Raw genomic sequence first — 21,201 nt, forward strand, 5'->3', positions numbered from 1 at the left:
CGGATCTTGGGACGAAAACGTTGCCCTGGCGGCACTTTCGTCCCAAGATCGGCAATGGGTGGGGCTGGGGCGGTTGGGGTGCGGTGAATCTTGGGGGCCTGTTGGCCCCAAGATTCGGGGCGCCGAGCGGTGCGCAGTGGGCGGCGGGAGCGGCGGCGAGCGGCGGTTGGTGGTAGGCGGGGCGGATCGCGGTGGATGCTGGGGTTGAACCGGGCGGGCGAGTTGGGCGTGGGCCTTCGTGGCGGGGCGGTCGCGCCTTGTGGGCGTTGGCGGGTGGGGCCGGGAGGGACAGACTGGTGGGCGTGGCGCGGACTAAGCGGGACGGGGCGCTGGCGGGTGTCGTCGCCGCCGGGGTGGCGATCGGGGTTGCGGAGCTGGTCGCGGTGCTCACCGGGCCGCGTACGGCGCCGCTCGTCGCCGTCGGTGGGTGGGTCGTCGACCATGTGCCCGAGGCCGGCAAGGAGCTGGCCATCCGCTGGTTCGGCACGTACGACAAGGTGGCCCTGCTCGTCGGCACGTCGGTGCTGCTCGCGGCGTTCGCCGCGGTCATCGGCGTGCTCGCCGCCCGGTGGCGCTGGGTGGGGTACGCCGGCCTCGGCCTGTTCACCGCGATCGGCGTGGGCGCCGCGCTGACCCGCCACGACGTCGGACCAACGGCCGCGCTGCCCTCGCTGGTCGGCGGCGTCGTCGGGATGTTCGCGCTCACCTGGCTGCTGGCCGAGCGTAGCCGGGTCTCGGTGGACAGCGGGGCGGCCGAGGAGGAGGCGCACGGGCGGCGCCGGTTCCTGCGCGGCGTCGGCCTGGCGTCCGTCGTCGGGCTGGCGGCCGGGGTGGGTGGCCGGTGGCTCAGCGTGCTGTTGAGCGTCAGCGACGCGCGCGAGAAGGTCGTGCTGCCCGCCGCGGGGGACCCGGGCGCGACCGCGCCGGTGGAGGCCAACCTCAACGTCCCGGGACTCAGCCCGTACGTGACGAGCAACCGCTCGTTCTACCGCATCGACACCGCCCTGGTGGTGCCGCGCGTCGACCCCGCCAACTGGAAGCTGCGCATCCACGGCCGGGTCGACAACCCGATGACGCTCACCTGGGAGCAGCTGCTCGCCCGCCCCATGATCGAGCGGTACGTGACGCTGTCCTGCGTGTCCAACCCCGTCGGCGGCGACCTCATCGGAAACGCGCGCTGGCAGGGCGTACTCCTGAAGGACCTGTTGCTGGAGGCGGCGCCGCAGGCGGGAGCCGATCAGGTGGTCAGCCGGTCCGTCGACGGGTTCACCGCCGGCTCGCCCACCGCGGCGCTGCTGGACGGCCGCGACGCGATGATCGCGGTCGGGATGAACGGCAGCCCGCTGCCGATCGACCACGGCTTCCCCGCGCGGCTGGTCGTGCCGGGGCTGTACGGCTATGTGTCCGCCACGAAGTGGCTGGCCGAGCTGGAGCTGACCAGCTTCGCCGACTTCGACGCCTACTGGATCCCGCGCGGGTGGGCGCGCGAGGCGCCGATCAAGACGCAGTCGCGGATCGACACGCCGAGCCACGGCCGCGAGGTCGCGGCCGGGACCGTCGTGGTCGCCGGAGTCGCGTGGGCGCAGCGCCGCGGAATTTCCACAGTGGAGGTACGCGTGGACGGCGGCGCCTGGCAGAAGGCGACCCTGGCCGCGACGGTCTCCATCGACACGTGGCGGCAGTGGCGTTGGGAGTGGCAGGCCACCCCCGGGACGTACAAGCTGCAGGTGCGGGCCAGCGACAATGCCGGCACGCCGCAGGTAGAGCAGACCACGCCGCCGATTCCCGACGGCGCGACCGGGTACCACACCGTCAAGGTGACGGTGGCCTGATCAGCGCACCGTCACCGGCACGCGGCCCAGCGACGGCCGGCGGCCGGGCCGGCGACGCTGCGCGGCGATGACCCCGGGTGGCGCGGTGGACATGACACGGGTGGGCAGGCCGAGACGCGCCTCCAGGCGGCGCACGTCGACGCGGTAGCGGCCGCGTTCGGCGGCGTCCTCCCACCCCGACGCGAGCAGTCGGATCCGCTCGGTCTCGGTGAAGCCGCCCCACACGCCGTACGGTTCCTTGGCGGCCAGGGCGTGCGCCGCGCATTCGGCGCGCACCGGACAGGAGCCGCACACGGCTTTCGCCGCGTTCTCCCGCCGCGCGCGTGACGCGCCGCGTTCACCGTCCGGGTGAAAGAACTGGGCGCTGTCGCGCCCACGGCAAGCGCCGTTACGCTGCCAGTCCCACACCTCGGCGATAGGGCCGGGCAATCTGGTCACATTCGACATTCGGTTCGCCTCCCGCGCGGACCGCCGGGCGCACAACACAGTGGACCGTACCCCGATCCGGGTGAAGATGAAACCGGACTGGTTGTGCGTTATCGCGTGACTACGGACAGGCATCTACCGCAAACCGGAGAATGATCAGTGCTCCTCATGTTCTCCTTCCTCCCGGGGAGAGATAAGGAGTGCACGTGCGATCAGTCCTCGTTTGCGTCCGCACAACGGTGGCCGCGCAGACCATTGCCAACTGCGCGACCCGGCTCGGGCTCGGTGCGGCGATCCGCACCGCGCTCAGCGGTCCGGAGGCGTTGGCCCGGCTGACCGAACAGCCGGCCGACATTGTCTTCGCCGACACCGCGCTGACCAGGCCGGACACGGTCGGATTCACCCGACTGGTGCGCGAGCGCGCCCCCGGCGCCATCGTCGTACTCGTCGGGCCGGAGGAGCCCACGGTGGCGCAGGCCGCGGTGGTGGCCGGCGCGCGCGGGTTCGTCAGAGGTGAGCGCGACGACCTCATCACGTCGGTGACCAAGGGGTTCATGCTGCTGGTCCAACCGACCAAGCCGGCCGTGCCGCAGCAGCAGCGGTTCGACGCCGTGCCGGCGCAACAGGCGGGGACGGGCCAGCCCGGCGCTCCCGGCGGCGGGGGAGCCGGGCGCGCCGGGGCCGTGCCCGTTCCGGGGGCGGTGAACGCGTCGGGGGCCGGCTACCAGGCGGGCGCGCCCGGCACGCCCAATCAGGGGCCGGCCTTCGGGGCGGGCGCGGGGGGCAACGCCGGCCCGCAGCGGCGGCTCGCGCTCACCGAGCGGGAGCTGCAGGTGCTGCGCCGGATGGCCGACGGCAAGAGCAACGCGGAGATCGGTCGGGAGCTCTACGTCTCCGAGGACACGGTCAAGACACACGCCCGGCGCCTGTTCCGCAAGCTCGGCGCCCGCGACCGGGCCCACGCGGTGGCGGCGGCCTTCCGGGCCGGCATGGTCACCTGAGTCCCACCGCCCGCCGCGTGGCCCCCGCGTGTCCGGGGGTCAGGCGGGGGCGGGCGGCGTGTCGTCGTCCTCGGTGTCCTCGTCGTCGAGGTCGTCGTCGGTGAGCATCGAATCGTGCACGCCGTCCGCGTACCCGCGGGCGTAGTCCCAGGTCACGTAGTGGTCCGGGTCCGGGTCGAAGGCCGGCTCGTGCACGCGCGGGCGGCCCGACTCGAGCAGGTGGCGCAGGTTTGCCCGCAGCAGCGCCCAGTCGAAGTAGTGCGGCTCCCGGCAGTCCTCGCAGTCGATGACGAGCCCACGGACGCCGGCCGGCTGCAGCAGCGCCTCGTAGATCTTCAGGTCGGACAGATCCTCCTGGACGTCACGGCGTTCATCGTCCGTCAACGGATCGAGAGACTCGTCTCCCTCTTCAAGATCCGCCGACGGGTCCTCGGGATCGTCGCGGAACGGATCGAGCGGCTCGTCATGCACGCCTCCACGGTATCGCCCGTGCCGCCGCCCCGCCGGGCGGGCGGCCCGCGTCCCGGCGCGGTTCGCACCGGGGGTCCGACCCGGTGCCGGACCCCCGGGAGGGCGACGTGCGCCACGCGCGCGCCGTGCGGCGACGGGCTTGATCGCGTGACGGGCTACGATGAATCGGCAACGTGCGGGGGGCGCATCCCGCAAAGCCGTGCTGACGAATCCGGACATCGCAGCCCCGGGGGACCGGTGCCGGCGGTGCCGGGCCAATCGATCGGGGTTTACTCGCCATGGATCTGTCCCAGCCGCTGCCGCTCGGCCTCACCTACGACGACGTCCTCCTCCAGCCCGCCGAGTCCGACATCGTGCCCAGCCGGGTCAACACGGCGACCAAACTCACCCGCAGTGTCGACATCGCGATGCCCATCGTGTCGAGCCCGATGGACACCGTGACCGAGGCGCGCATGGCGATCGCCATGGCCCGTCAGGGTGGCATCGGCGTCCTGCACCGCAACCTCTCGATCGAGGACCAGGCCCTCCAGGTCGACCAGGTCAAGCGGTCCGAGGCGGGCATGGTCACCAACCCGGTCACCTGCGGTCCCGAGGACACGCTGCGCGACGTGGACGCCCTCTGCGCCCGCTACCGGATCTCCGGCGTGCCCGTGACCGACGCCGACGGCGTGCTGGTCGGCATCGTCACCAACCGGGACATGCGCTTCGAGACCGACAACAGCCGCCCGGTCCACGAGATCATGACCCGGATGCCGCTGGTCACCGCGCCCGTCGGGGTCAGCAAGGACGAGGCTCTCGGCCTGCTGCGCCAGCACAAGATCGAGAAGCTGCCGCTCGTCGACGACGGCGGGCGCCTGCGCGGGCTGATCACGGTGAAGGACTTCACCAAGAGTGAGCAGTTCCCCAACGCCAGCAAGGACTCCCAGGGCCGGTTGCGGGTCGCCGCGGCGGTCGGCGTGGGCGAGGACTCCTACAAGCGGGCCCGCGCCCTGGTCGACGCCGGCGTGGACATCGTGATCGTGGACACCGCGCACGGCCATCAGCGGGCCGTCCTGGAGATGGTGTCCCGGCTCAAGAAGGACACCGTCATCGACGTGATCGGCGGCAACGTGGCCACGTTCGCGGGCGCCGCCGCGCTGGTCGAGGCGGGCGCCGACGCGGTCAAGGTCGGCGTGGGCCCCGGCGCCATCTGCACCACCCGCATCGTGGCCGGCGTGGGCGTGCCCCAGATCACCGCGATCATGGAGGCGGCCCGGGCCTGCCGGCCGGCCGGCGTGCCGGTCATCGCCGACGGCGGCATCCAGTACTCGGGCGACATCGCCAAGGCGATCGTCGCGGGCGCGCACTCCGTCATGCTGGGTGGCCTGCTGGCGGGCTCCGAGGAGAGCCCCGGCGAGGTCATTTTCATGAACGGCAAGCAGTTCAAGTCGTACCGCGGCATGGGTTCGCTCGGCGCGATGCAGTCCCGGGGCCAGGGCCGGTCGTACTCGAAGGACCGGTACTTCCAGGACGACGTGGCCGAGGAGAAGCTCGTCCCCGAGGGCATCGAAGGTCAGGTACCGTACCGGGGCCCGCTGTCGCAGGTGGCCCACCAGCTCATCGGCGGCCTGCGCCTGGCCATGGGCTACGTGGGCGCGGAGACCATCGCCGACATGCACAACCGGGGCCAGCTGGTCCGCATCACCGCGGCGGGGCTCAAGGAGAGCCACCCGCACGACATCCAGATGACCGTCGAAGCCCCGAACTACCACACCCGTTAAGGAGCAGCCGCCGTGCGAGATGTCGTCGAGATCGGCCTGGGCAAGACCGCGCAGCGGGGTTACCACCTGGACGACGTGGCGATCGTGCCCAGCCGTCGCACCCGCGACGTCAACGACGTCTCCACGGCGTGGCAGTTGGACGCGTACCGGTTCGACATCCCGTGCGTCGCGCACCCGAGCGACGCCACGATGAGCCCCGACACCGCCGTGGCGCTGGGCCGGCTCGGCGGCCTCGGCGTGCTCAACGTCGAGGGCCTGTGGTGCCGGTACGAGGACCCGTCCAAGCTGCTGGAGGAGCTGTCCCGGCTCGACGACGACGGCATCGCGGCGACCCGCCGCCTCCAGGAGGCGTACGCGGAGCCGATCAAGCCGGAGCTGATCGCCGAGCGCGTCAAGGTCATCCGCGACGGCGGCGTGACGGTGGCGGTGCGGGTGTCCCCGCAGCACACCCTCGCGCTCGCCCCGGTGATCCTCGACGCGGGCGTGGACATCCTCGTCATCCAGGGCACGATCGTCTCGGCGGAGCACGTCTCGACGACCGACGAGCCGCTCAACCTGAAGGAGTTCATCGCCGACCTGGACCTGCCGGTCATCGCGGGCGGCTGCACGGACTACAAGACGGCGCTGCACCTCATGCGCACCGGCGCGGCCGGCGTCATCGTGGGCGTGGGCGCCGACGAGCTGGCCACCACCGACCGGGTGCTGGGCATCCGCGTCCCGATGGCCACCGCGATCGCCGACGCGGCCGCGGCCCGCCGCGACTACCTCGACGAGACCGGTGGCCGGTACGTACACCTCATCGCCGACGGCGGCATCGACACCTCCGGCGACATCGCCAAGGCGCTGGGCTGCGGCGCGGACGCCGTCATGCTCGGCGACGCGCTGACCCGGGCCGAGGGCGCCCCGGCCGGCGGCGCCTGGTGGCACTCGGCGGCGAGCCACCCCGATCTGCCCCGCGGCCTGTACGGGCTGGCCGACGAGCCGCTCGGCTCGCTGCAGCAGCTGCTCTACGGCCCGTCGAACGACCCCGACGGCTCGTTGAACCTGTTCGGCGGCCTGCGCCGCGCGATGGCCAAGTGCGGCTACCGTGATCTCAAGGAGTTCCAGAAGGTCGGGTTGGTCCTCGACCGTTGAGCCGGACGGTGCGGGTGGGATCGACGGGGACGGGTGGTTGGCGGCGCTGGGCGACCGTAGCGGGCGTCACCGTCGTGCTCGCCGGCTGCGGCGCCGCTGAGCCGCTGCCGGTCTGGCAGCCGCCCACCCTCGGCGCCGCGGTGACGGTGGCGCCCGGGGTCGGCGCGCCCGGCCTGGGCGATCCCTACTACCCGGGCGCCGGCAACGGCGGGTACGACGTCGCCCACTACGACCTGGGCCTCACCTACGACCCCGCCGGGCATCGGATCACCGCCCGCGCGTCGATCGAGGCGACGGCGCTGGTCGCGTTGTCCCGCTTCAACCTGGACCTGCACGGCCTCATCGTCGCCTCCGCGACCGTGGCCGGCCAGCCGGCGACCGTGTCCCGGGCCGGGGACGAGCTCACCGTGACCCCGGCCGCCCCGCTTGCCGCGGGCGCTGCGTTCACCACCGTCATCGAGTACTCCGGGGCGCCGACGGCGTACCGGGAGCCGGGCCTGTCCGGCGGGGAGGGCTTCGTCCAGCACGACGAGGGGGCGCTCGCGCTGGGGCAGCCGGAGGGCGCGGCGTCCTGGTTCCCGTGCAACGACCACCCCTCCGACAAGGCCACCTACGACATCAGCCTGACCGTGCCCGGCGACCTCGCGGCGCTGAGCAACGGTGTGCTGGTGGGCAAGGTCAAGCACGACGGGCACACGACGTGGCGCTGGGAGACCCACTCGCCCATGGCGACGTACCTGGCCACGGCCGTGATCGGCGACTATGAGGTGCGCTCCGGCACGCACGACGGCATGCCCGTGATCATCGCTGTGGCGACCGGTCTGCCGGACACGGTCAGCGACGCCATCGACCGTACCCCCGAGATCCTTGATTTCCTGGAGACGAAGTTCGGGCCGTACCCGTTCGACACGGTCGGCGGGATCGTGCACGACGACACGGACATGCGGTTCGCGCTGGAGAACCAGACCCGACCCGTGTACGTGTCGTCGTTCTTCGTGGGGCCCAAGCCGCCCGTGACGGTGATCGCGCACGAGCTGGCCCACCAGTGGTACGGCGACAGCGTGTCGGTGCGCGACTGGCGCGACATCTGGCTCAACGAGAGCTTCGCGACCTACGCCGGCTGGCTGTGGGCCGAGAAGGAGTACCGTCGGCCGCTCGCGACCTCGTTCAACAACGCGTACGACTCGGCCGAGCCGGAGGTGTGGACCATCCCGCCGGCCAACCCGGGCCGCGAGCACCTGTTCAGCGACTCGGTCTACGACCGGGGCGCGATGACCCTGTACGCCCTCAAGGAGGCGATCGGCGACGCCGCGTTCGACCGGATCCTGACGGGCTGGCCGGTCGAGCACCGGGACGGCAACGTCAGTACGGCTGACTTCATCGCGTACGCCGAGAAGATCTCCGGCAAGCAGCTCGACGACCTGTTCCAGGCCTGGGCCTACGGCACGACCAAGCCGCCGAAGCCCTAGCCAGGGGATTCACCCGCGCGCAACAATTCCCAGCGTGTACGACGTGGTGATCATCGGTTCGGGGTTCGGCGGCAGCGTGGCCGCGCTGCGCCTCGCGGAGAAGGGCTACCGGGTCGCCGTGGTGGAGGCTGGTCGCCGCTTCGCCGACCACGAACTGCCCCGCACGTCGTGGCGGCTGCGCCGGTTCCTGTGGGCGCCCGCCCTCGGCTGCCGAGGCATCCAGCGGATGGACTTCATCCGCGGCCGGCGCGGCGCCGGCGGGGTCCTCGTGCTGTCCGGGGCCGGCGTCGGCGGCGGCAGCCTCGTCTACGCCAACACGCTCTACGAGCCGCCCGCCGAGGTCTTCGCCGACCCTCAGTGGGCCTCGATCACCGACTGGGCGACCGAGCTGGCCCCGCACTACGACCAGGCGTCGCGGATGCTGGGCGTGACCCGCTACCCCCGGATGACGCCGGCCGACGACGCGCTGCTGTCCGTGGCGCGGCGCCTGGGCGTCTCGTCGTCGTTTCAGCTCACCCCGGTCGGTGTGCACCTGGGGTCGCCGGGTGTCACGGTGCCGGACCCGTATTTCGGTGGGGTCGGGCCTTCCCGGGCTGGCTGCCAGCACTGCGGCTCGTGCATGACCGGGTGCCGCCACAACGCCAAGAACACCCTGGTCAAGAACTACCTCTACCTCGCCGAACGTGCAGGGGTGGAGATCATCGCGGACACCTCGGCCACCGCGGTGGTCCCGCTCGGATCTGGGGAGTACGCCGTCACAACGGTTCGTTCCGGGTCTCTACTGCGCCGGCGGCGTCGCGAGCTGCGAGCCACTCAGGTGATCTTCGCGGCCGGGACGCTCGGGACGCAGCGGCTGCTGCACCGGATGCGGGCCACCGGCGCGCTGCCGTCGTTGTCGGACCGGGTCGGGGCGCTGACCCGGACCAACTCGGAGGCCGTGCTGGGCGCGTCCGTGCCGACCCGCGCGGCCCGCAAACGCGGCCTCGACTTCACCGAGGGCGTCGCGATCACCAGCTCGATCCACCCGGACGCGGACACCCACATCGAGTCGGTCCGCTACGGCCGCGGCTCCAACGCGATGGCCCTGCTGCAGACGGTGCTGACCGACGGCGGCCCGCGGCGGGCCCGGCGTTGGCTCGCGACCCTGCTGCGGCACCCGGTCACCGCGGCCCGCACCCTGTCGGTGCGCGGCTGGTCGCAGCGGACGGTCGTCGCGCTGGTCATGCAGACCCTCGACAACTCGCTGACCCTGGTGCAGCGGCGGAACCTGGTGGGCCGGTTGAAGCTCCGGGCCACGCCGGGGCACGGGGCCCCGAGCCCGGACTGGATCCCGGCCGGTAACAGGGCGGCCCGGCTGCTCGCCGAGGAGATCGACGGGGTGCCGGGCGGCTCGGTCACGGAGATCCTCTCGATGCCGGTCACGGCGCACATCCTGGGCGGTGCGGCGATCGGCGCGTCCCCGGCGTCCGGCGTCGTGGACGGGTACCACCGGGTGTTCGGGCATCCGGGGTTGCACGTCGTCGACGGTGCGGCGGTGCCGGCGAACCTCGGTGTGAACCCGTCTTTGACGATCGCGGCGCTGGCCGAGCGGGCGATGTCGTTCTGGCCGAACGTGGGCGAGGCCGACCCACGCCCGCCGCTGGGCGAGGCGTATAGACCGGTCGCGCCCGTAGCGCCGCGCAGCGAGGCGGTCCCGGCAGGCGCACCCGCAGCGCTACGACGCCCTCGTGATTAAGGCCCCGTGTCGAGTCGTGCGAGTGCCTCGGGAGCGATGTCGAGCAAGTCGAGGCCGGCCGCGACCGTCAGGAGCAACTCGGCGTCATTGCCATCGAGATCGGTGAGATACAGGTCGCTGCTGCCGTACATCTGGGACAGGAACCGGCCGTCGACAATTGCCAACGAATTCCTCCACCGATCCTGAGAGTGGAGACGCCGCGTGGATCCGTCACGGACATCCACGAGATCTGCGGGCGGGGAAAACTCCTCGCTCGGCTCATCGACAAGGATCACGTGGTGGTCGTCGACCCATGAGCCGTTCGTACAGCCCACTATGGCTCGGCGCTCGTAGTGACGCAGGACAGCGCCGGAACGAACGTTTACGATCACCGTAGCCACGCCATCGATATGCGTGAGGTAGTAGGTGGCTGCGACCATGTCGCCGCTGGGCGACCACGCGATAACAGCCTCGTTCAGCGAAGCTCCTCCAGCGCCCGACCAAGCGCGCCGCCGGGTCAGGGCTTCGAGGTCCACAAGATCGATACAGACGACCTCATCATCGTCGTCGCTCAGCGTCGCGACGGTTCGCCCATCGGGAGCAACTGCCGCAAGGACGTCGAAGTAGCCGTCGGGCCTGTAGAGGCGGCGATTGTGGCCGTCTGCCAAGCGGTGAAGGACAAGCAGCATGGTCCGGCCGCCGTCCTCGAGAACAGAGAACAGCAAGTACCGGCCGTCGTGCGACAGCGCAAGCGGACGCAGGATGCCGTCCGAAGGAACGCCCGCGAAGGCTGCAAAGCGGCCGGTGTCAGCGTCCAGGAGCAAGATCCGCTCCACGCCCGCGCTGGTGGCACGCGCCGCAAGCGCAGCGCGTGCCACCGGCCGCTCGGGCGTCTCGCGGTCGAGGGTCCAAGGTTTGCTCATAGTCGGGGCGAGGCGCGGAGGAAGACGACGGCGGCCTTGTCCTCGACGGCGAGGCGCCAGCGTGGGTCGGTGCGCAGGCCCGCGACCCGGGAGTCGGTGGATCGCACCAGGACACAGGTGACGCCACGGGCGACGATGTCGTCGACCGACAGGCTGCTCAGCTCCGTGATGAGTGCGGCGCCGTAGAGGTCGCTCCGGGAGTCCAGGCTCACCGGCACGTCGGGCCGCGCGAGGATCACCATTCCGCCCAGCACGTAGGAGTTGAACAGCTTGCAGCCGGAAGGCAGCGCCGCCGTGAGCTCCGTGCCGTAGGCCGAGCGCCCGGGTTGAGCCAGCGCCGCCCCGGCTGGTGCGAGCATCGCCGCGACAGCCACAGAGACCACCGCGATCAGCCAGCGTCGCCGTCGTTCCAGGACGGCCGCCACGGCCGGCAGACCGGCGGCAGAAGCGACGAGGGGCAGTGCCACCGCGCCGGTGATGGGCAGGAACCGGACCATCGTGGCGCCGGCGACCGCCAAGGCGATGACGATGAGCGCCGGTCCCCACCACCGGCGGACGATCGCCACCGCGACGGCGGCCGCGGCGACCACGAGCATGGCGACGTCCTGCCAGTTCGACAGGGTCATCGGGGCCCACTCCTTGATGGTCGCGGACGCGTCGCGCACCCGCGAGGCCTGCGTGAACACGTCCAGACCGTAGGGGTTGACGACGGCGCCGACCACGCTCGCGGCGGCCAGGCCCGCGTAGCGCCACCAGGCGGGTGACCGCCGACCGGCGGTGACGGCGTCCGCGGCGCAGAGGATGGCGACGATGAGGACGCCGAGGGTCGCGGCGGCGTGGAGGTTGACCCAGACCACCTGGAGGGCGACCACGCCGACCAGGCCGGCGAGCGCGGACCGTGCACGGTTGAGAACGAGTCCCACGAGCAGGATCAGCAGCGGCACTGCCGCGTAGTCCACCAGATGGGGACGTGAACTGAACCAGGGAATGAAAAGGACAGTCCCGGCAACCAGCACCACAACCACCGCCGCCGGCGGGGCTGCCCAGGCGCGGGCCAGCAGCAGCATGGCGCCCAGCGCCAGCCAGGCGAACACCGCGCCGAGCAGCGCGGCACCGGCCATCCCACCGAGGTGGTGGGCGCCGGCCAGGAGCACGTCGTAGCCCCACGAGTTCAGCACCCAGGGGCGGCCAGGGACGGTCCAGGAGAACGGGTCCGCGGCTGGCAGGCGTCCGGTGTCCCAGATCAGCTGTCCGGTCCGGATCTGCCACCACGGGTCGGAGTCGACGAGCTTGCCGGCGGAGATCGCGGCGGACGGCGCCAGGGCGAGCCAGGCCAGGAGCCAGCGGACCCTGTCCGTCATGTCCCCTCCTGCCCGGTCGTCGAGGGCTGCCATGATGTCACGCCACCGGAGGAGGCGCCGGCAGGCCTCGGTAGGCTCATGCGCATGAGCATTCCGCGGCCGGTTCTTGTTGTTGACTTCGGCGCCCAGTACGCCCAGCTGATCGCGCGGCGGGTGCGTGAGGCCAAGGTCTATTCGGAGATCGTGCCGCACACGATGCCGGCCGCCGAGATGCTGGCGAAGCAGCCGGCGGCCGTGATCCTGTCGGGCGGGCCGTCGAGCGTGTACGAGCCGGGCGCGCCCCAGATCGACGCCGCCCTCTTCGACAGCGACGTGCCGGTGTTCGGCATCTGCTACGGCTTCCAGGCGATGGCCCAGGTCCTCGGCGGCACGGTCAGCCACACCGGACTGCGGGAGTACGGGCGCACCGAGCTGACCGCGTCGCCCGAGTCGAGCACGCTCTTCGGCGGGCTCCCCGGCGAGCAGCGGGTGTGGATGAGCCACGGCGACAGCGTCACGGCCGCCCCGGCCGGGTTCGCGGTGACGGCCAGTACGGCCGGCGCGCCGGTCGCCGCCTTCGAGGACCTGGCGACCCGCCGGGCCGGGGTGCAGTTCCACCCCGAGGTCGCGCACACGCCCTACGGCCAGGCCGTACTCGAGCGGTTTCTGCATGAGGTCGCCGGCATCGCGCCTGCCTGGACCAGCGACAACATCATCGACGAGCAGGTCGCGGCGATCCGGGCCAAGGTCGGCGGCGGGCGGGTGATCTGCGGGCTGTCCGGCGGGGTCGACTCGGCGGTGGCCGCCGCCCTGGTGCACAAGGCCGTCGGCGACCAGCTGACCTGTGTCTTCGTCGACCACGGGCTGCTGCGCGCGGGCGAGGCCGAGCAGGTCGAGAAGGACTACGTGGCGGCGACCGGCATCAACCTCAAGGTCGTCGACGCGGCCGACCGGTTCCTCGGCGCGCTGGCCGGGGTCACGGACCCCGAGACCAAGCGCAAGATCATTGGCCGGGAGTTCATCCGGGTCTTCGAGCAGGCCGCGCGCGAGCTGGAGTCGGAGAGCCACGTCGAGTTCCTCGTGCAGGGCACGCTGTACCCGGACGTGGTCGAGTCCGGCGGCGGCACCGGCACGGCGAACATCAAGTCGCACCACAACGTGGGTGGCCTCCCCGACGACCTGGCGTTCACGTTGGTCGAGCCGCTGCGCACGCTCTTCAAGGACGAGGTCCGCACCGTCGGCTCGCAGCTCGGGCTGCCGGACGCGATCGTGTGGCGGCACCCGTTCCCGGGCCCCGGCCTGGCCATCCGGATCATCGGCGAGGTCACCCGCGACCGGCTCGACCTGCTGCGCCAGGCCGACCACATCGCCCGCGAGGAGCTGACCGCGTCCGGCCTCGACCGCGACGTGTGGCAGTTCCCCGTCGTGCTGCTGGCCGACGTGCGGTCGGTCGGCGTGCAGGGCGACGGGCGCACCTACGGCCACCCGGTCGTGTTGCGGCCCGTGTCCAGCGACGACGCGATGACCGCCGACTGGTCGCGGCTGCCGCACGACCTCATCGCGCGCATCTCGAACCGCATCACCAACGAGGTGCCGGGCGTCAACCGCGTCGTGCTCGACGTGACGAGCAAGCCGCCGGGCACCATCGAATGGGAGTGACCGGGCCGTAGGCTGCCCGGGTGTCCGCTGTCGTCGTCGCCTGCGTCGCGCTGCTCGCCGCCGCCACGGGGCCGGTGCTGCGAGGGTTGATCGTGCGGTACTCGGTGCCGCACGTCAGCGAACCGGAGCCGGTTGCGGCGGCGGCCCATGCCGACGCCGACCCGGGCCAGCCCGACGCGTATGAGCCGCCGGCGTGGCGTCGGGACTGCCCCGGGTGCCAGCGCGCGCTGCCCGGCGCCCGGTGGCGCGGTGTGGCCGGGCCGCTCGCCCCGACCGGGCGGTGCCCTGGCTGTGCCGCGCGGATCGGGCCCGCACCGTGGCTGGTCGAAATCATGGCGGGCACGGTGTGTGGCCTGCTGGCCTGGCGGATCGCGGAACCGTGGACGCTCGCCGCGCTGTGCTGGTTCGCGCTGGCGGGCGTCGCGCTGACCTTCGTCGACGTCGCCGTGCACCGACTGCCGGATCCGCTGACGCTGCCCACGTACGTCGGCCTCTTGGCGCTGCTCGCCATCGCGGCGCTCGTGGCGGGCGAACCGGGGCGGCTCGGCGTCGCGTTCCTGTCCGGCCTGGGCGTCTGCGCGTTCTATTTTGTCCTCGTGCTCATCTCGCCGGCCGGCATGGGACTGGGCGACGTGAAGCTCGGACTGAGCACCGGAACGGCGCTCGGCTGGGCCGGTTGGGTGGTCGCCGTGTACGGCACGGCGCTCGGCATCCTTCTCGGGGGTCTTGCCGCGCTGGTCCTAATGGCCGTGCGGCGGGTCGGCCGCAAGGATGAGTTGCCACACGGCCCATTCATGCTCGTCGGTGCGCTGGTCATGGCGTTGCTCGTCGGATGAGTCCTCACCGCCTTGCGATCGAGTCAGCCGAATGGCTGCTCAAACCTGCTGATCGGTGGTTAAAGACGAGGTGAGCGACCCAGGGCCAATAGTCGGCTACCTGACAGCGACGCTGTGGACGAATGCGGGACCGTCGTCAGGTTCCGCGCGACGCGCGGTCGCCCGGGTCGCCGCTCGGGCGGTTGCACGACATTGGAGAAGTCCTGTGAAGAAGCTTCAGGCTAGGCTGCGCACCCCGATCGCGCGCCGCGACAAGGGCGCGTCCGCGGTCGAGTACGGCCTGCTCGTCGCGCTCATCGCCGTCGTGATCGCGGGCGCGGTGTACCTGCTCGGTGACACCCTGAGCGACCGGTTCAACACCGTGCAGCAGTGTGTCGCCAAGAACGCGCCCAGCGCCAACTGCTGATCCATCGGCGTGGCCGCGCCGATGAGAGTCGATCTCGTCGGCGCGGCCTCTCTGTCCCCTGTTCTCCTGTCAGGTGCCCGATTGCGGGTGTGCTATCGGGCCCGGCATAGTGATCGTCGCGCGCGCGGTGACCTGCCGTGACGTGGGGCGATGTGCCGTTCGCCGCGGACATCCGGCATAGGGCGACACGTTCCGAGGTGGGTCTGACGATGGTGCACAGACGGCGCGACCGGGGGGCCGCCGCAGTCGAGTTCGCGCTTGTGTTGCCCGTACTTCTGATTCTGGTTTTCGGGATCATCGACTTCGGGCGGATGCTCAACGCGAAGATCACCCTTACCCAGGCTGCCCGTGAGGGCGCCCGGGCCGCCGCCGTCAGCAGTTACGCCAACGGTGTCAAGTGGACCCGCGACGCGGCCAACGGCTCGCTCGGGACGCTCAACCCCACCGTCGAGTCGTGCGCCGACGACGCGACCCGCGTCGCCGCGCGCGTGCGGGTCAGTTACGACTTCACGTTCGTCACCCCGATCGGCGCGCTCATCGGCTCGAGCAGCACGATGACGCTGACCTCCGAATCGGTGAGTCCGTGCATCCGTTGACGTCAGGCCCGTCCCGTCCGCCGGTGCTGATCGGCTGGCTGTCGCGCAGGCTGGGCCGCCGCGACCGGGGCGCGGTGGCGGTGACGGTGCTCATCCTGCTCGCGAGCGGCGCGCTGCTGGGCTTCGCCGCGCTGGCTGTCGACGTGGGCACCCTGTACGTCGAGCGGCAGCAACTGCAGAGCGGCGCCGACTCGGCGGCGCTCGCCGTAGGCAACGCCTGCGCCCGCCGCCGGACGGCGTGCGACCAGTTCAACGATCCTGGCGTCCTGCCGCTGGCCCGGCAGTGGGCGAACGCCAACGCGGACGACGGCACGACGGAGGTGCTGCACGTCTGCGGCCGGGACCGGCGCGGCGCGCTGCCGTCCTGCAACTCGTACCCCCCGCCGTCGAACCTGACGCGGTGCGTCGGCAACCGGCCGTCCGGCTCCACGGACTGGTACGTCGAGGTGTACGTCGGCACGTTGCGCGGCAGCGGGCAGACCCTGCTGCCGCCCGTGTTCTCCAGCGGCATCGGCGTTGGCGGCACGTCGGTCGGCGCCTGCGCGCGCGCGTCCTGGCAGACCACCACCACCGGCTTCCTGGGCTTCGGCATCTCCTTCTGCATGTACAGCTGGGCCAGCGCCAACGGTGGGTTCGCCACCACTCCCGAGATCGCGAAGATGGACGTCTTCGACACGAGCGGGCAGTTCGACTACGGCAGCAGCAATCCGCCGCCGCCATCGGGTGACCACCGGGAGGACTGTGCGGACGGGCCCCCGACCGGCTGGAACGAGCCGCCGGACTTCGCCTGGTTCGCGTCCAACAGTCGTTGCCTGACCACGCTCGTCGGCGGTTCCGCCGACACCGGTCCCCGCTGGTCGCCGGCCTGCACCAACCTGCTGCACGACGCCTGGCTCGGCCACGACCGGATCCGCCTGCCGGTGTACGACGGGATGAAGGGCACGGGCCCGAGCGCCGAGTACCACGTCATCGGGTACGTGGAGTTCTACGTCTTCGGCTACCGGGGCGGGGCCGCGCCATTCGACCGGGCGCCCAACTGGGTGCCCAACTTCCCCTGGCAACCACCCGCACCCGACTACGCCTGCCCGCCTGGCGACGAATGCATCGTCGGGCAGGTAACCACCGCCCTCATCGCGAGCACCAGCGGCGGCGGGCGTACTCGCAGCGTCACCCTCACCGGCTAGCATGTCCGCACGTCACGACCTAGATCAGGACTTCCTCACATGACTCGTCGTCTCCTCGCGATCGCCGTCTCGATCGTCCTCGCGGCCTTCGGCACCGCGGCGGTGCTGTACTACGCGTTCAGCGCCGACACCCGCGCGCAGGACCGCATCACGAACCCGGTGACGGTGGCGGTCGCGACCCAGGCGATCCCGGCGGGCACGTCCGGTGACCAGATCAACGCGCGCAAGCTCGTGCGTTTCGAGAAGATGCCGAAGGGCGCGGTGCCCTCCGACGCGCTCAGCCAGATCGGGCCGGAGCAGGCGAAGCTGGTCCTCACGTCCAATGTGGCGGCCGGCCAGGTGCTGATGGCGGCGAACTTCGGCCAGCAGAGCCAGCTCAACAGTGGACTCGCGCTGCCCAGCGGGCAGCTCGCGGTGACGGTGGAGACGGGCGCGCCCGAGCAGGTCGCCGGCTACGTGCAGCCGGGCTCGGAGGTGAGCATCTTCCTGACGTACAAGGTGGCGGCCGGCGACAGCGAGGCCGTCGGGCTCACCCGTACCCGGGTGCTGTTGCCGAAGGTCGAGGTGCTGGCCGTCGGCACGTACACCCCGCGCGGGAGCAACTCGGGGCAGGCGGCGACCGGTGGCGGCGGCGAGGGCGACGGTGCGCTGCTCATCACCGTCGCGGTCAACCAGGCTGAGGCCGAGCGGCTCATTGAGGGGCTCAGCGTGGGTAGCCTCTATCTTGGTCTGCTCGGTGACTCAACCGACGTCAAAGCAGGCGCCGGGGTGGACAATCGGGACGCCGGTGCCGGCTCGGCGCCGATCTTCCGCTAGGCCTCGGCGACGCAGGTAGGGACGGAGAAGGTGGCATGACGGTCCTGTTCGAGCCGCACAGGCGCGAGGCGCAACAGTTCGCGGTGCTCCTCGGCAGCGACGTCCACGTCGCCGTGGCGCCGGCGGACCTCGCGCGCCTCCTCGCGGAGTACCCGGGTGAGCAGCTCGTCATCCTGGGCCCGGGCGTTGAGCTCGGCGACGCGCTGGCGATCGCCGCCGACTACCGGCTCAGCCGGCCCGCCCTGGGCGTCGTGCTCATCCGGCACCGGGTCGACGTGGGTCTGCTCGGCGAGGCGATCCGCGCCGGCGTGCGCGAGGTCGTGCCCACCAACGACCCGGCCGCGCTGCTCGCGGCGTGCGCCCGGTCGATGGAGATCTCGCGGCAGATGGCCCCCACCACCGGGCGGCGCATCGGCGGCGCCGGGTTCGGCGGGCGGGACGCGAAGGTCATCACCGTGTTCGCCGCCAAGGGCGGGTGCGGCAAGACCACGATGGCGACCAACATCGCGGCGGCGCTGGCCGCCGGTGGTGCGCGCCGGGTCTGCCTCGTCGACCTGGATCTGGCCTTCGGTGACGTCGCCATCATGTTGCAGCTCGTGCCCGAGCGCAGCATCGCGGACGCGGTCGCCCTCGGTGACCAGCTCGAAGAGGTGTCGCTGCGCGCGCTGCTCACCCCGCACAGCCCGGGCCTGGACACGCTGCTCGCCCCGGCCGGGCCGGCCGAGGCGGAGCGGATCACCCAGGGCCTGGTCGTCGAGGTGCTCGGCCTGCTCCGCGGCATGTTCGACTATCTCGTCATCGACACCCCGCCGGCCTTCACCGACCACGTGCTGGCGGCGCTCGACGCGTCGCACGTGCACGTCCTGCTGACGACGCCGGACATGCCGGCCCTGAAGAACCTGCGCATCACCCTGGACACGTTCGACCTGCTCGACCTGCCCAAGGAGAACCGGCTCGTGGTGCTCAACCGGTCCGACGCGAAGGTCGGGCTCTCAGCGAGCGACATCGAACGGGCCACGCGCGCGAGCGTCAGCGCCCACATCCCGTCGAGCCGTGACGTGCCCGTCTCCATCAACCGGGGCGTACCGATCATGGTCGACAGTCCGCAGCATCCCGTGAGCAAGTCGATCCGCGAGTTCGCCCTCGGTCGCCTGACCAACCCGAGCGGGCCGGCCGAGCCGTCCCGCGCCGGTGGCCTGCGCGGCCTCCTCGGTCGAGGGAGATGACCTGAAGCATGAGCCTTGCTGATCGCCTTGCGCAGCGGAAGGTGGTGGTCGAGGCGGCCGAGCGGCCGCGCGGCACAGCGTCGCGCACGACCGGGCCGCTCGCCGAGATCCGGCGCCGCGTCCACCAGGAACTGCAGGAGATCCTCGGCCCGCAGCTCTACAACGAGCGGTCGCTGGAGGTCCTGGAGTACCGGGTGAAGGAGACGCTGCAGGCCGTCCTCGCCCGGGAGGAGACGCCCCTCACGTCGGCCGACCGCAGCCGGATCGCCTCGGAGATCTGCGACGAGATCCTCGGGCACGGCCCGCTGGAGCCGCTGCTGCGCGACCCGGACATCTCCGAAATCATGGTCAACGGCCCCGACAAGATCTACGTCGAGCGGTTCGGCCACATCGTGCCCGTGGACGCCGCCTTCGTCGACGAGGACCACCTGCGCCGCATCATCGACAAGATCGTCGCCCGGGTCGGTCGGCGCGTCGACGAGTCGAGCCCGATGGTGGACGCCCGCCTGCCCGACGGCAGCCGTGTCAACGCGGTCGTGCCGCCCATCGCGCTCGACGGCGCGGCGCTGACCATCCGGAAGTTCTCCGCCGACCCGTACACGATCGACGATCTGATCGGCTTCGGCACGCTCACGCCACAGGTCGCCGCGTTGCTCGACGCGTGCGTGCGGGGCCGCCTCGACATTCTCATCACCGGCGGTACGGGCACCGGCAAGACCACGACCCTCAACGTCATGTCGCAGTTCCTCCCGGACGACGAGCGCATCGTCACGATCGAGGACGCGGCCGAGCTCCAGCTGCGCCAGGACCACGTGCTGCGGCTGGAGTCCCGGCCGGCGAACATCGAGGGCCGGGGCCAGGTCACGGTCCGCGACCTCGTCCGCAACGCCCTGCGTATGCGCCCCGACCGCATCGTGGTCGGTGAGGTCCGGGACGGTGCCGCCCTCGACATGCTGCAGGCCATGAACACCGGCCACGACGGCTCGCTGGCCACCGTGCACGCCAACTCGCCCCGCGACTCGCTCGCCCGCATCGAGACGATGGTGCTGATGGCCGGCATGGACCTGCCGATGCGGGCCATCCGCGAGCAGATCTCCGCGGCGGTCGACATCATCGTCCACCAGACCCGGCTCAAGGACGGCACCCGGCGGATCACCCACATCACCGAGGTGCTCGGCATGGAGGGCGACATCGTCACCCTCCAGGACATCTTCGTCTTCGACTTCCGCGCCGGCACCGACGAGTTCGGCCGGTTCCGTGGTCAGCTGCGCCCGACCGGGGTGCGTCCCCAGTTCCTGGAGCGGCTGGCCGAGGTCGGCGTCACCGTCGGGCCGGAGGTCTTCGGCGGCGGCGCGGCCGCCTGACGACAGGATCAACACGCACCCATGGACATCTCCCTGCCCGCGCTGACCGAACAGCTGTCGATCCCGGCGCCGCCCCGGTGGGCGGCGCTCGTCGCCGGCGCCGTCGTCTTCGTGGCGCTGATTCTGCTGGTGATCGCGCTCATCTGGCCGAGGTCGCGCCGACACGAGCGGATCAAGCAGATCGCGCAGTTCGGCCCTGCCCGCACGCTGCCCACGCCGACGCAGACCCAGGACGACGACGGCAACGCGCTGTCGCGTACCGCGCTCAAGGCGGCGCAGGAGCTCGTCCGCGTCGGCGGCAACGAGGCCGGCATCGCGCTCAAGCTGGAGCGCGCCGGCATGGGTCTGCGCCCGCACGAGTGGGTGCTGGTCCGCGGGCTGAGCGTCATCGGCGGCGCGGTGCTCGGCCTGTTCCTGGTGGGCTGGATCGGCATGGTGCTCGGCATGGTGCTCGGCGCGCTCATTCCGATGCTCTACCAGTCGATCCGCGTCAGCCGGCGAGGGGAGCTCTTCGCCGAGCAGTTGCCCGAGGGCCTGCAGTTGGTGGTCGGCTCGCTGCGGTCGGGCTTCTCGCTGCCGCAGGCGCTGGACTCGCTGGTGCGCGAGACGCCCGAGCCGCTGTCGCAGGAGTTCGGCCGGGCCCTTACGGAGTACCGGCTGGGTGGCGACCTTGCCGACGCCCTGGAACGGGTCGCGGCCCGCACCGGCAACCGGGACCTGACCTGGGCTCTCATGGCGGTGCGGATCCAGCGCGAGGTCGGTGGCAACCTCGCCGAGGTGCTGCAGACGGCCGTGGAGACGATGCGCGAGCGCGGTCGGCTGCGTCGGCACGTGCGCAGCCTCTCCGCCGAGGGCCGGCTCTCGGCGTACGTCCTCATCGGCCTGCCGATCGTGCTGGCCGTCTTCATGTTCCTCACCCGCCGCGACTACCTCATGCCGCTGTTCACCGACCCGCTCGGCGTCGTGATGCTGCTGGTCGGTGTGACACTGCTGGTCGCCGGCATCTTCTGGATCGTGCGTGTGGTGAAGGTCGAGGTCTGACGC

Annotated in this window: 19 protein-coding genes; 15 read left to right on the forward strand and 4 right to left on the reverse strand. The window is 71.6% G+C overall.

Annotation, left to right across the window (positions count from 1 at the left end):
* Nucleotides 1-296 precede the first annotated feature (296 nt).
* Nucleotides 297-1,832, forward strand: coding sequence for a molybdopterin-dependent oxidoreductase (locus tag ABD211_RS02065; RefSeq protein WP_425560318.1), 1,536 nt, complete (start codon nt 297-299; stop codon nt 1,830-1,832).
* Here the strand turns inward: ABD211_RS02065 and ABD211_RS02070 are convergent, their stop codons facing one another.
* The gene (locus ABD211_RS02070) at nt 1,833-2,279 is read right to left on the reverse strand and encodes a WhiB family transcriptional regulator (protein WP_344125561.1); all 447 of its coding nucleotides are present in this window, start codon (nt 2,277-2,279) and stop codon (nt 1,833-1,835) included.
* Between the two features lie 185 nt (nt 2,280-2,464).
* Between ABD211_RS02070 and ABD211_RS02075 the strand changes: the two genes are divergently transcribed.
* Nucleotides 2,465-3,259, forward strand: coding sequence for a LuxR C-terminal-related transcriptional regulator (locus ABD211_RS02075; protein ID WP_344125564.1), 795 nt, complete (start codon nt 2,465-2,467; stop codon nt 3,257-3,259).
* A gap of 39 nt (nt 3,260-3,298) precedes the next feature.
* Here ABD211_RS02075 and ABD211_RS02080 read toward each other — a convergent pair whose 3' ends face one another.
* Nucleotides 3,299-3,730 (reverse strand): DUF5319 domain-containing protein, encoded by a 432-nt coding sequence (locus ABD211_RS02080; RefSeq protein WP_344125566.1) that lies wholly within the window; start codon nt 3,728-3,730, stop codon nt 3,299-3,301.
* A gap of 278 nt (nt 3,731-4,008) precedes the next feature.
* Here ABD211_RS02080 and guaB point away from each other — a divergent pair, with 278 nt between their 5' ends.
* The 4 genes from guaB to ABD211_RS02100 are packed head-to-tail and all read left to right on the forward strand — an operon-like array spanning nt 4,009 to nt 9,828.
* Complete coding sequence (gene guaB / locus ABD211_RS02085) at nt 4,009-5,490, forward strand: IMP dehydrogenase (protein WP_344125568.1); 1,482 nt, start codon at nt 4,009-4,011, stop codon at nt 5,488-5,490.
* A gap of 12 nt (nt 5,491-5,502) precedes the next feature.
* A complete protein-coding gene (locus ABD211_RS02090; protein WP_344125570.1) occupies nt 5,503-6,624 on the forward strand; it encodes a GuaB3 family IMP dehydrogenase-related protein in 1,122 nt (373 codons plus the stop codon).
* Nucleotides 6,625-6,638: 14 nt separating this feature from the next.
* The gene (locus ABD211_RS02095) at nt 6,639-8,093 is read left to right on the forward strand and encodes a M1 family metallopeptidase (protein WP_344125572.1); all 1,455 of its coding nucleotides are present in this window, start codon (nt 6,639-6,641) and stop codon (nt 8,091-8,093) included.
* A 34-nt stretch (nt 8,094-8,127) separates the two neighbouring features.
* Entirely contained in the window at nt 8,128-9,828 is a 1,701-nt protein-coding gene (locus tag ABD211_RS02100; protein ID WP_344125574.1) for an FAD-dependent oxidoreductase, read from the forward strand.
* On the opposite strand, the gene ABD211_RS02105 is transcribed toward ABD211_RS02100, so the two are convergent.
* Both ABD211_RS02105 and ABD211_RS02110 read right to left on the reverse strand, forming a co-directional pair.
* Entirely contained in the window at nt 9,825-10,643 is an 819-nt protein-coding gene (locus ABD211_RS02105) for a TolB family protein (protein ID WP_344125576.1), read from the reverse strand. The genes ABD211_RS02100 and ABD211_RS02105 overlap by 4 nt on opposite strands.
* An 83-nt stretch (nt 10,644-10,726) precedes the next feature.
* Complete coding sequence (locus ABD211_RS02110) at nt 10,727-12,091, reverse strand: hypothetical protein (protein ID WP_344125578.1); 1,365 nt, start codon at nt 12,089-12,091, stop codon at nt 10,727-10,729.
* An 84-nt stretch (nt 12,092-12,175) separates the two neighbouring features.
* Here ABD211_RS02110 and guaA point away from each other — a divergent pair, with 84 nt between their 5' ends.
* The 9 genes from guaA (at nt 12,176) to ABD211_RS02155 (ending at nt 21,198) form a co-directional block, all read left to right on the forward strand.
* Nucleotides 12,176-13,729 carry a glutamine-hydrolyzing GMP synthase gene (gene guaA, locus ABD211_RS02115; protein ID WP_344125580.1) on the forward strand — a complete coding sequence of 518 codons (1,554 nt, stop codon included), beginning with the start codon at nt 12,176-12,178 and terminating at the stop codon, nt 13,727-13,729.
* Between the two features lie 20 nt (nt 13,730-13,749).
* Complete coding sequence (locus ABD211_RS02120; protein WP_344125582.1) at nt 13,750-14,565, forward strand: prepilin peptidase; 816 nt, start codon at nt 13,750-13,752, stop codon at nt 14,563-14,565.
* 205 nt (nt 14,566-14,770) lie between these two features.
* The gene (locus ABD211_RS02125; protein WP_344125584.1) at nt 14,771-14,971 is read left to right on the forward strand and encodes a Flp family type IVb pilin; all 201 of its coding nucleotides are present in this window, start codon (nt 14,771-14,773) and stop codon (nt 14,969-14,971) included.
* A 209-nt stretch (nt 14,972-15,180) separates the two neighbouring features.
* A complete protein-coding gene (locus ABD211_RS02130) occupies nt 15,181-15,567 on the forward strand; it encodes a TadE family protein (RefSeq protein WP_344125586.1) in 387 nt (128 codons plus the stop codon).
* A gap of 23 nt (nt 15,568-15,590) precedes the next feature.
* Nucleotides 15,591-16,751, forward strand: a complete 1,161-nt coding sequence (locus ABD211_RS02135) for a pilus assembly protein TadG-related protein (RefSeq protein WP_344125588.1) — start codon at nt 15,591-15,593, stop codon at nt 16,749-16,751.
* Between the two features lie 39 nt (nt 16,752-16,790).
* Nucleotides 16,791-17,567, forward strand: a complete 777-nt coding sequence (gene cpaB, locus ABD211_RS02140; RefSeq protein WP_344125590.1) for a Flp pilus assembly protein CpaB — start codon at nt 16,791-16,793, stop codon at nt 17,565-17,567.
* 35 nt (nt 17,568-17,602) lie between these two features.
* A complete protein-coding gene (locus ABD211_RS02145; RefSeq protein WP_344125592.1) occupies nt 17,603-18,793 on the forward strand; it encodes a CpaE/TadZ family protein in 1,191 nt (396 codons plus the stop codon).
* Between the two features lie 8 nt (nt 18,794-18,801).
* Complete coding sequence (locus ABD211_RS02150; RefSeq protein WP_344125594.1) at nt 18,802-20,157, forward strand: TadA family conjugal transfer-associated ATPase; 1,356 nt, start codon at nt 18,802-18,804, stop codon at nt 20,155-20,157.
* A gap of 21 nt (nt 20,158-20,178) precedes the next feature.
* The gene (locus ABD211_RS02155; protein ID WP_344125595.1) at nt 20,179-21,198 is read left to right on the forward strand and encodes a type II secretion system F family protein; all 1,020 of its coding nucleotides are present in this window, start codon (nt 20,179-20,181) and stop codon (nt 21,196-21,198) included.
* Nucleotides 21,199-21,201: the final 3 nt, after the last annotated feature.

Origin of the sequence: Luedemannella flava, from assembly GCF_039528515.1 — a bacterium.
Classification (GTDB): Bacteria; Actinomycetota; Actinomycetes; order Mycobacteriales; family Micromonosporaceae; genus Luedemannella; species Luedemannella flava.

What these genes read in the sequence shown, in the direction of transcription:
- ABD211_RS02070 (WP_344125561.1), bottom strand. Translation starts at nt 2,279, where the DNA reads ATGTCGAATGTGACCAGATTGCCCGGCCCTATCGCCGAGGTGTGGGAC.
- guaB (WP_344125568.1), top strand. Translation starts at nt 4,009, where the DNA reads ATGGATCTGTCCCAGCCGCTGCCGCTCGGCCTCACCTACGACGACGTC.
- ABD211_RS02110 (WP_344125578.1), bottom strand. Translation starts at nt 12,091, where the DNA reads ATGACGGACAGGGTCCGCTGGCTCCTGGCCTGGCTCGCCCTGGCGCCG.
- guaA (WP_344125580.1), top strand. Translation starts at nt 12,176, where the DNA reads ATGAGCATTCCGCGGCCGGTTCTTGTTGTTGACTTCGGCGCCCAGTAC.
- ABD211_RS02130 (WP_344125586.1), top strand. Translation starts at nt 15,181, where the DNA reads ATGGTGCACAGACGGCGCGACCGGGGGGCCGCCGCAGTCGAGTTCGCG.
- cpaB (WP_344125590.1), top strand. Translation starts at nt 16,791, where the DNA reads ATGACTCGTCGTCTCCTCGCGATCGCCGTCTCGATCGTCCTCGCGGCC.
- ABD211_RS02145 (WP_344125592.1), top strand. Translation starts at nt 17,603, where the DNA reads ATGACGGTCCTGTTCGAGCCGCACAGGCGCGAGGCGCAACAGTTCGCG.
- ABD211_RS02150 (WP_344125594.1), top strand. Translation starts at nt 18,802, where the DNA reads ATGAGCCTTGCTGATCGCCTTGCGCAGCGGAAGGTGGTGGTCGAGGCG.
- ABD211_RS02155 (WP_344125595.1), top strand. Translation starts at nt 20,179, where the DNA reads ATGGACATCTCCCTGCCCGCGCTGACCGAACAGCTGTCGATCCCGGCG.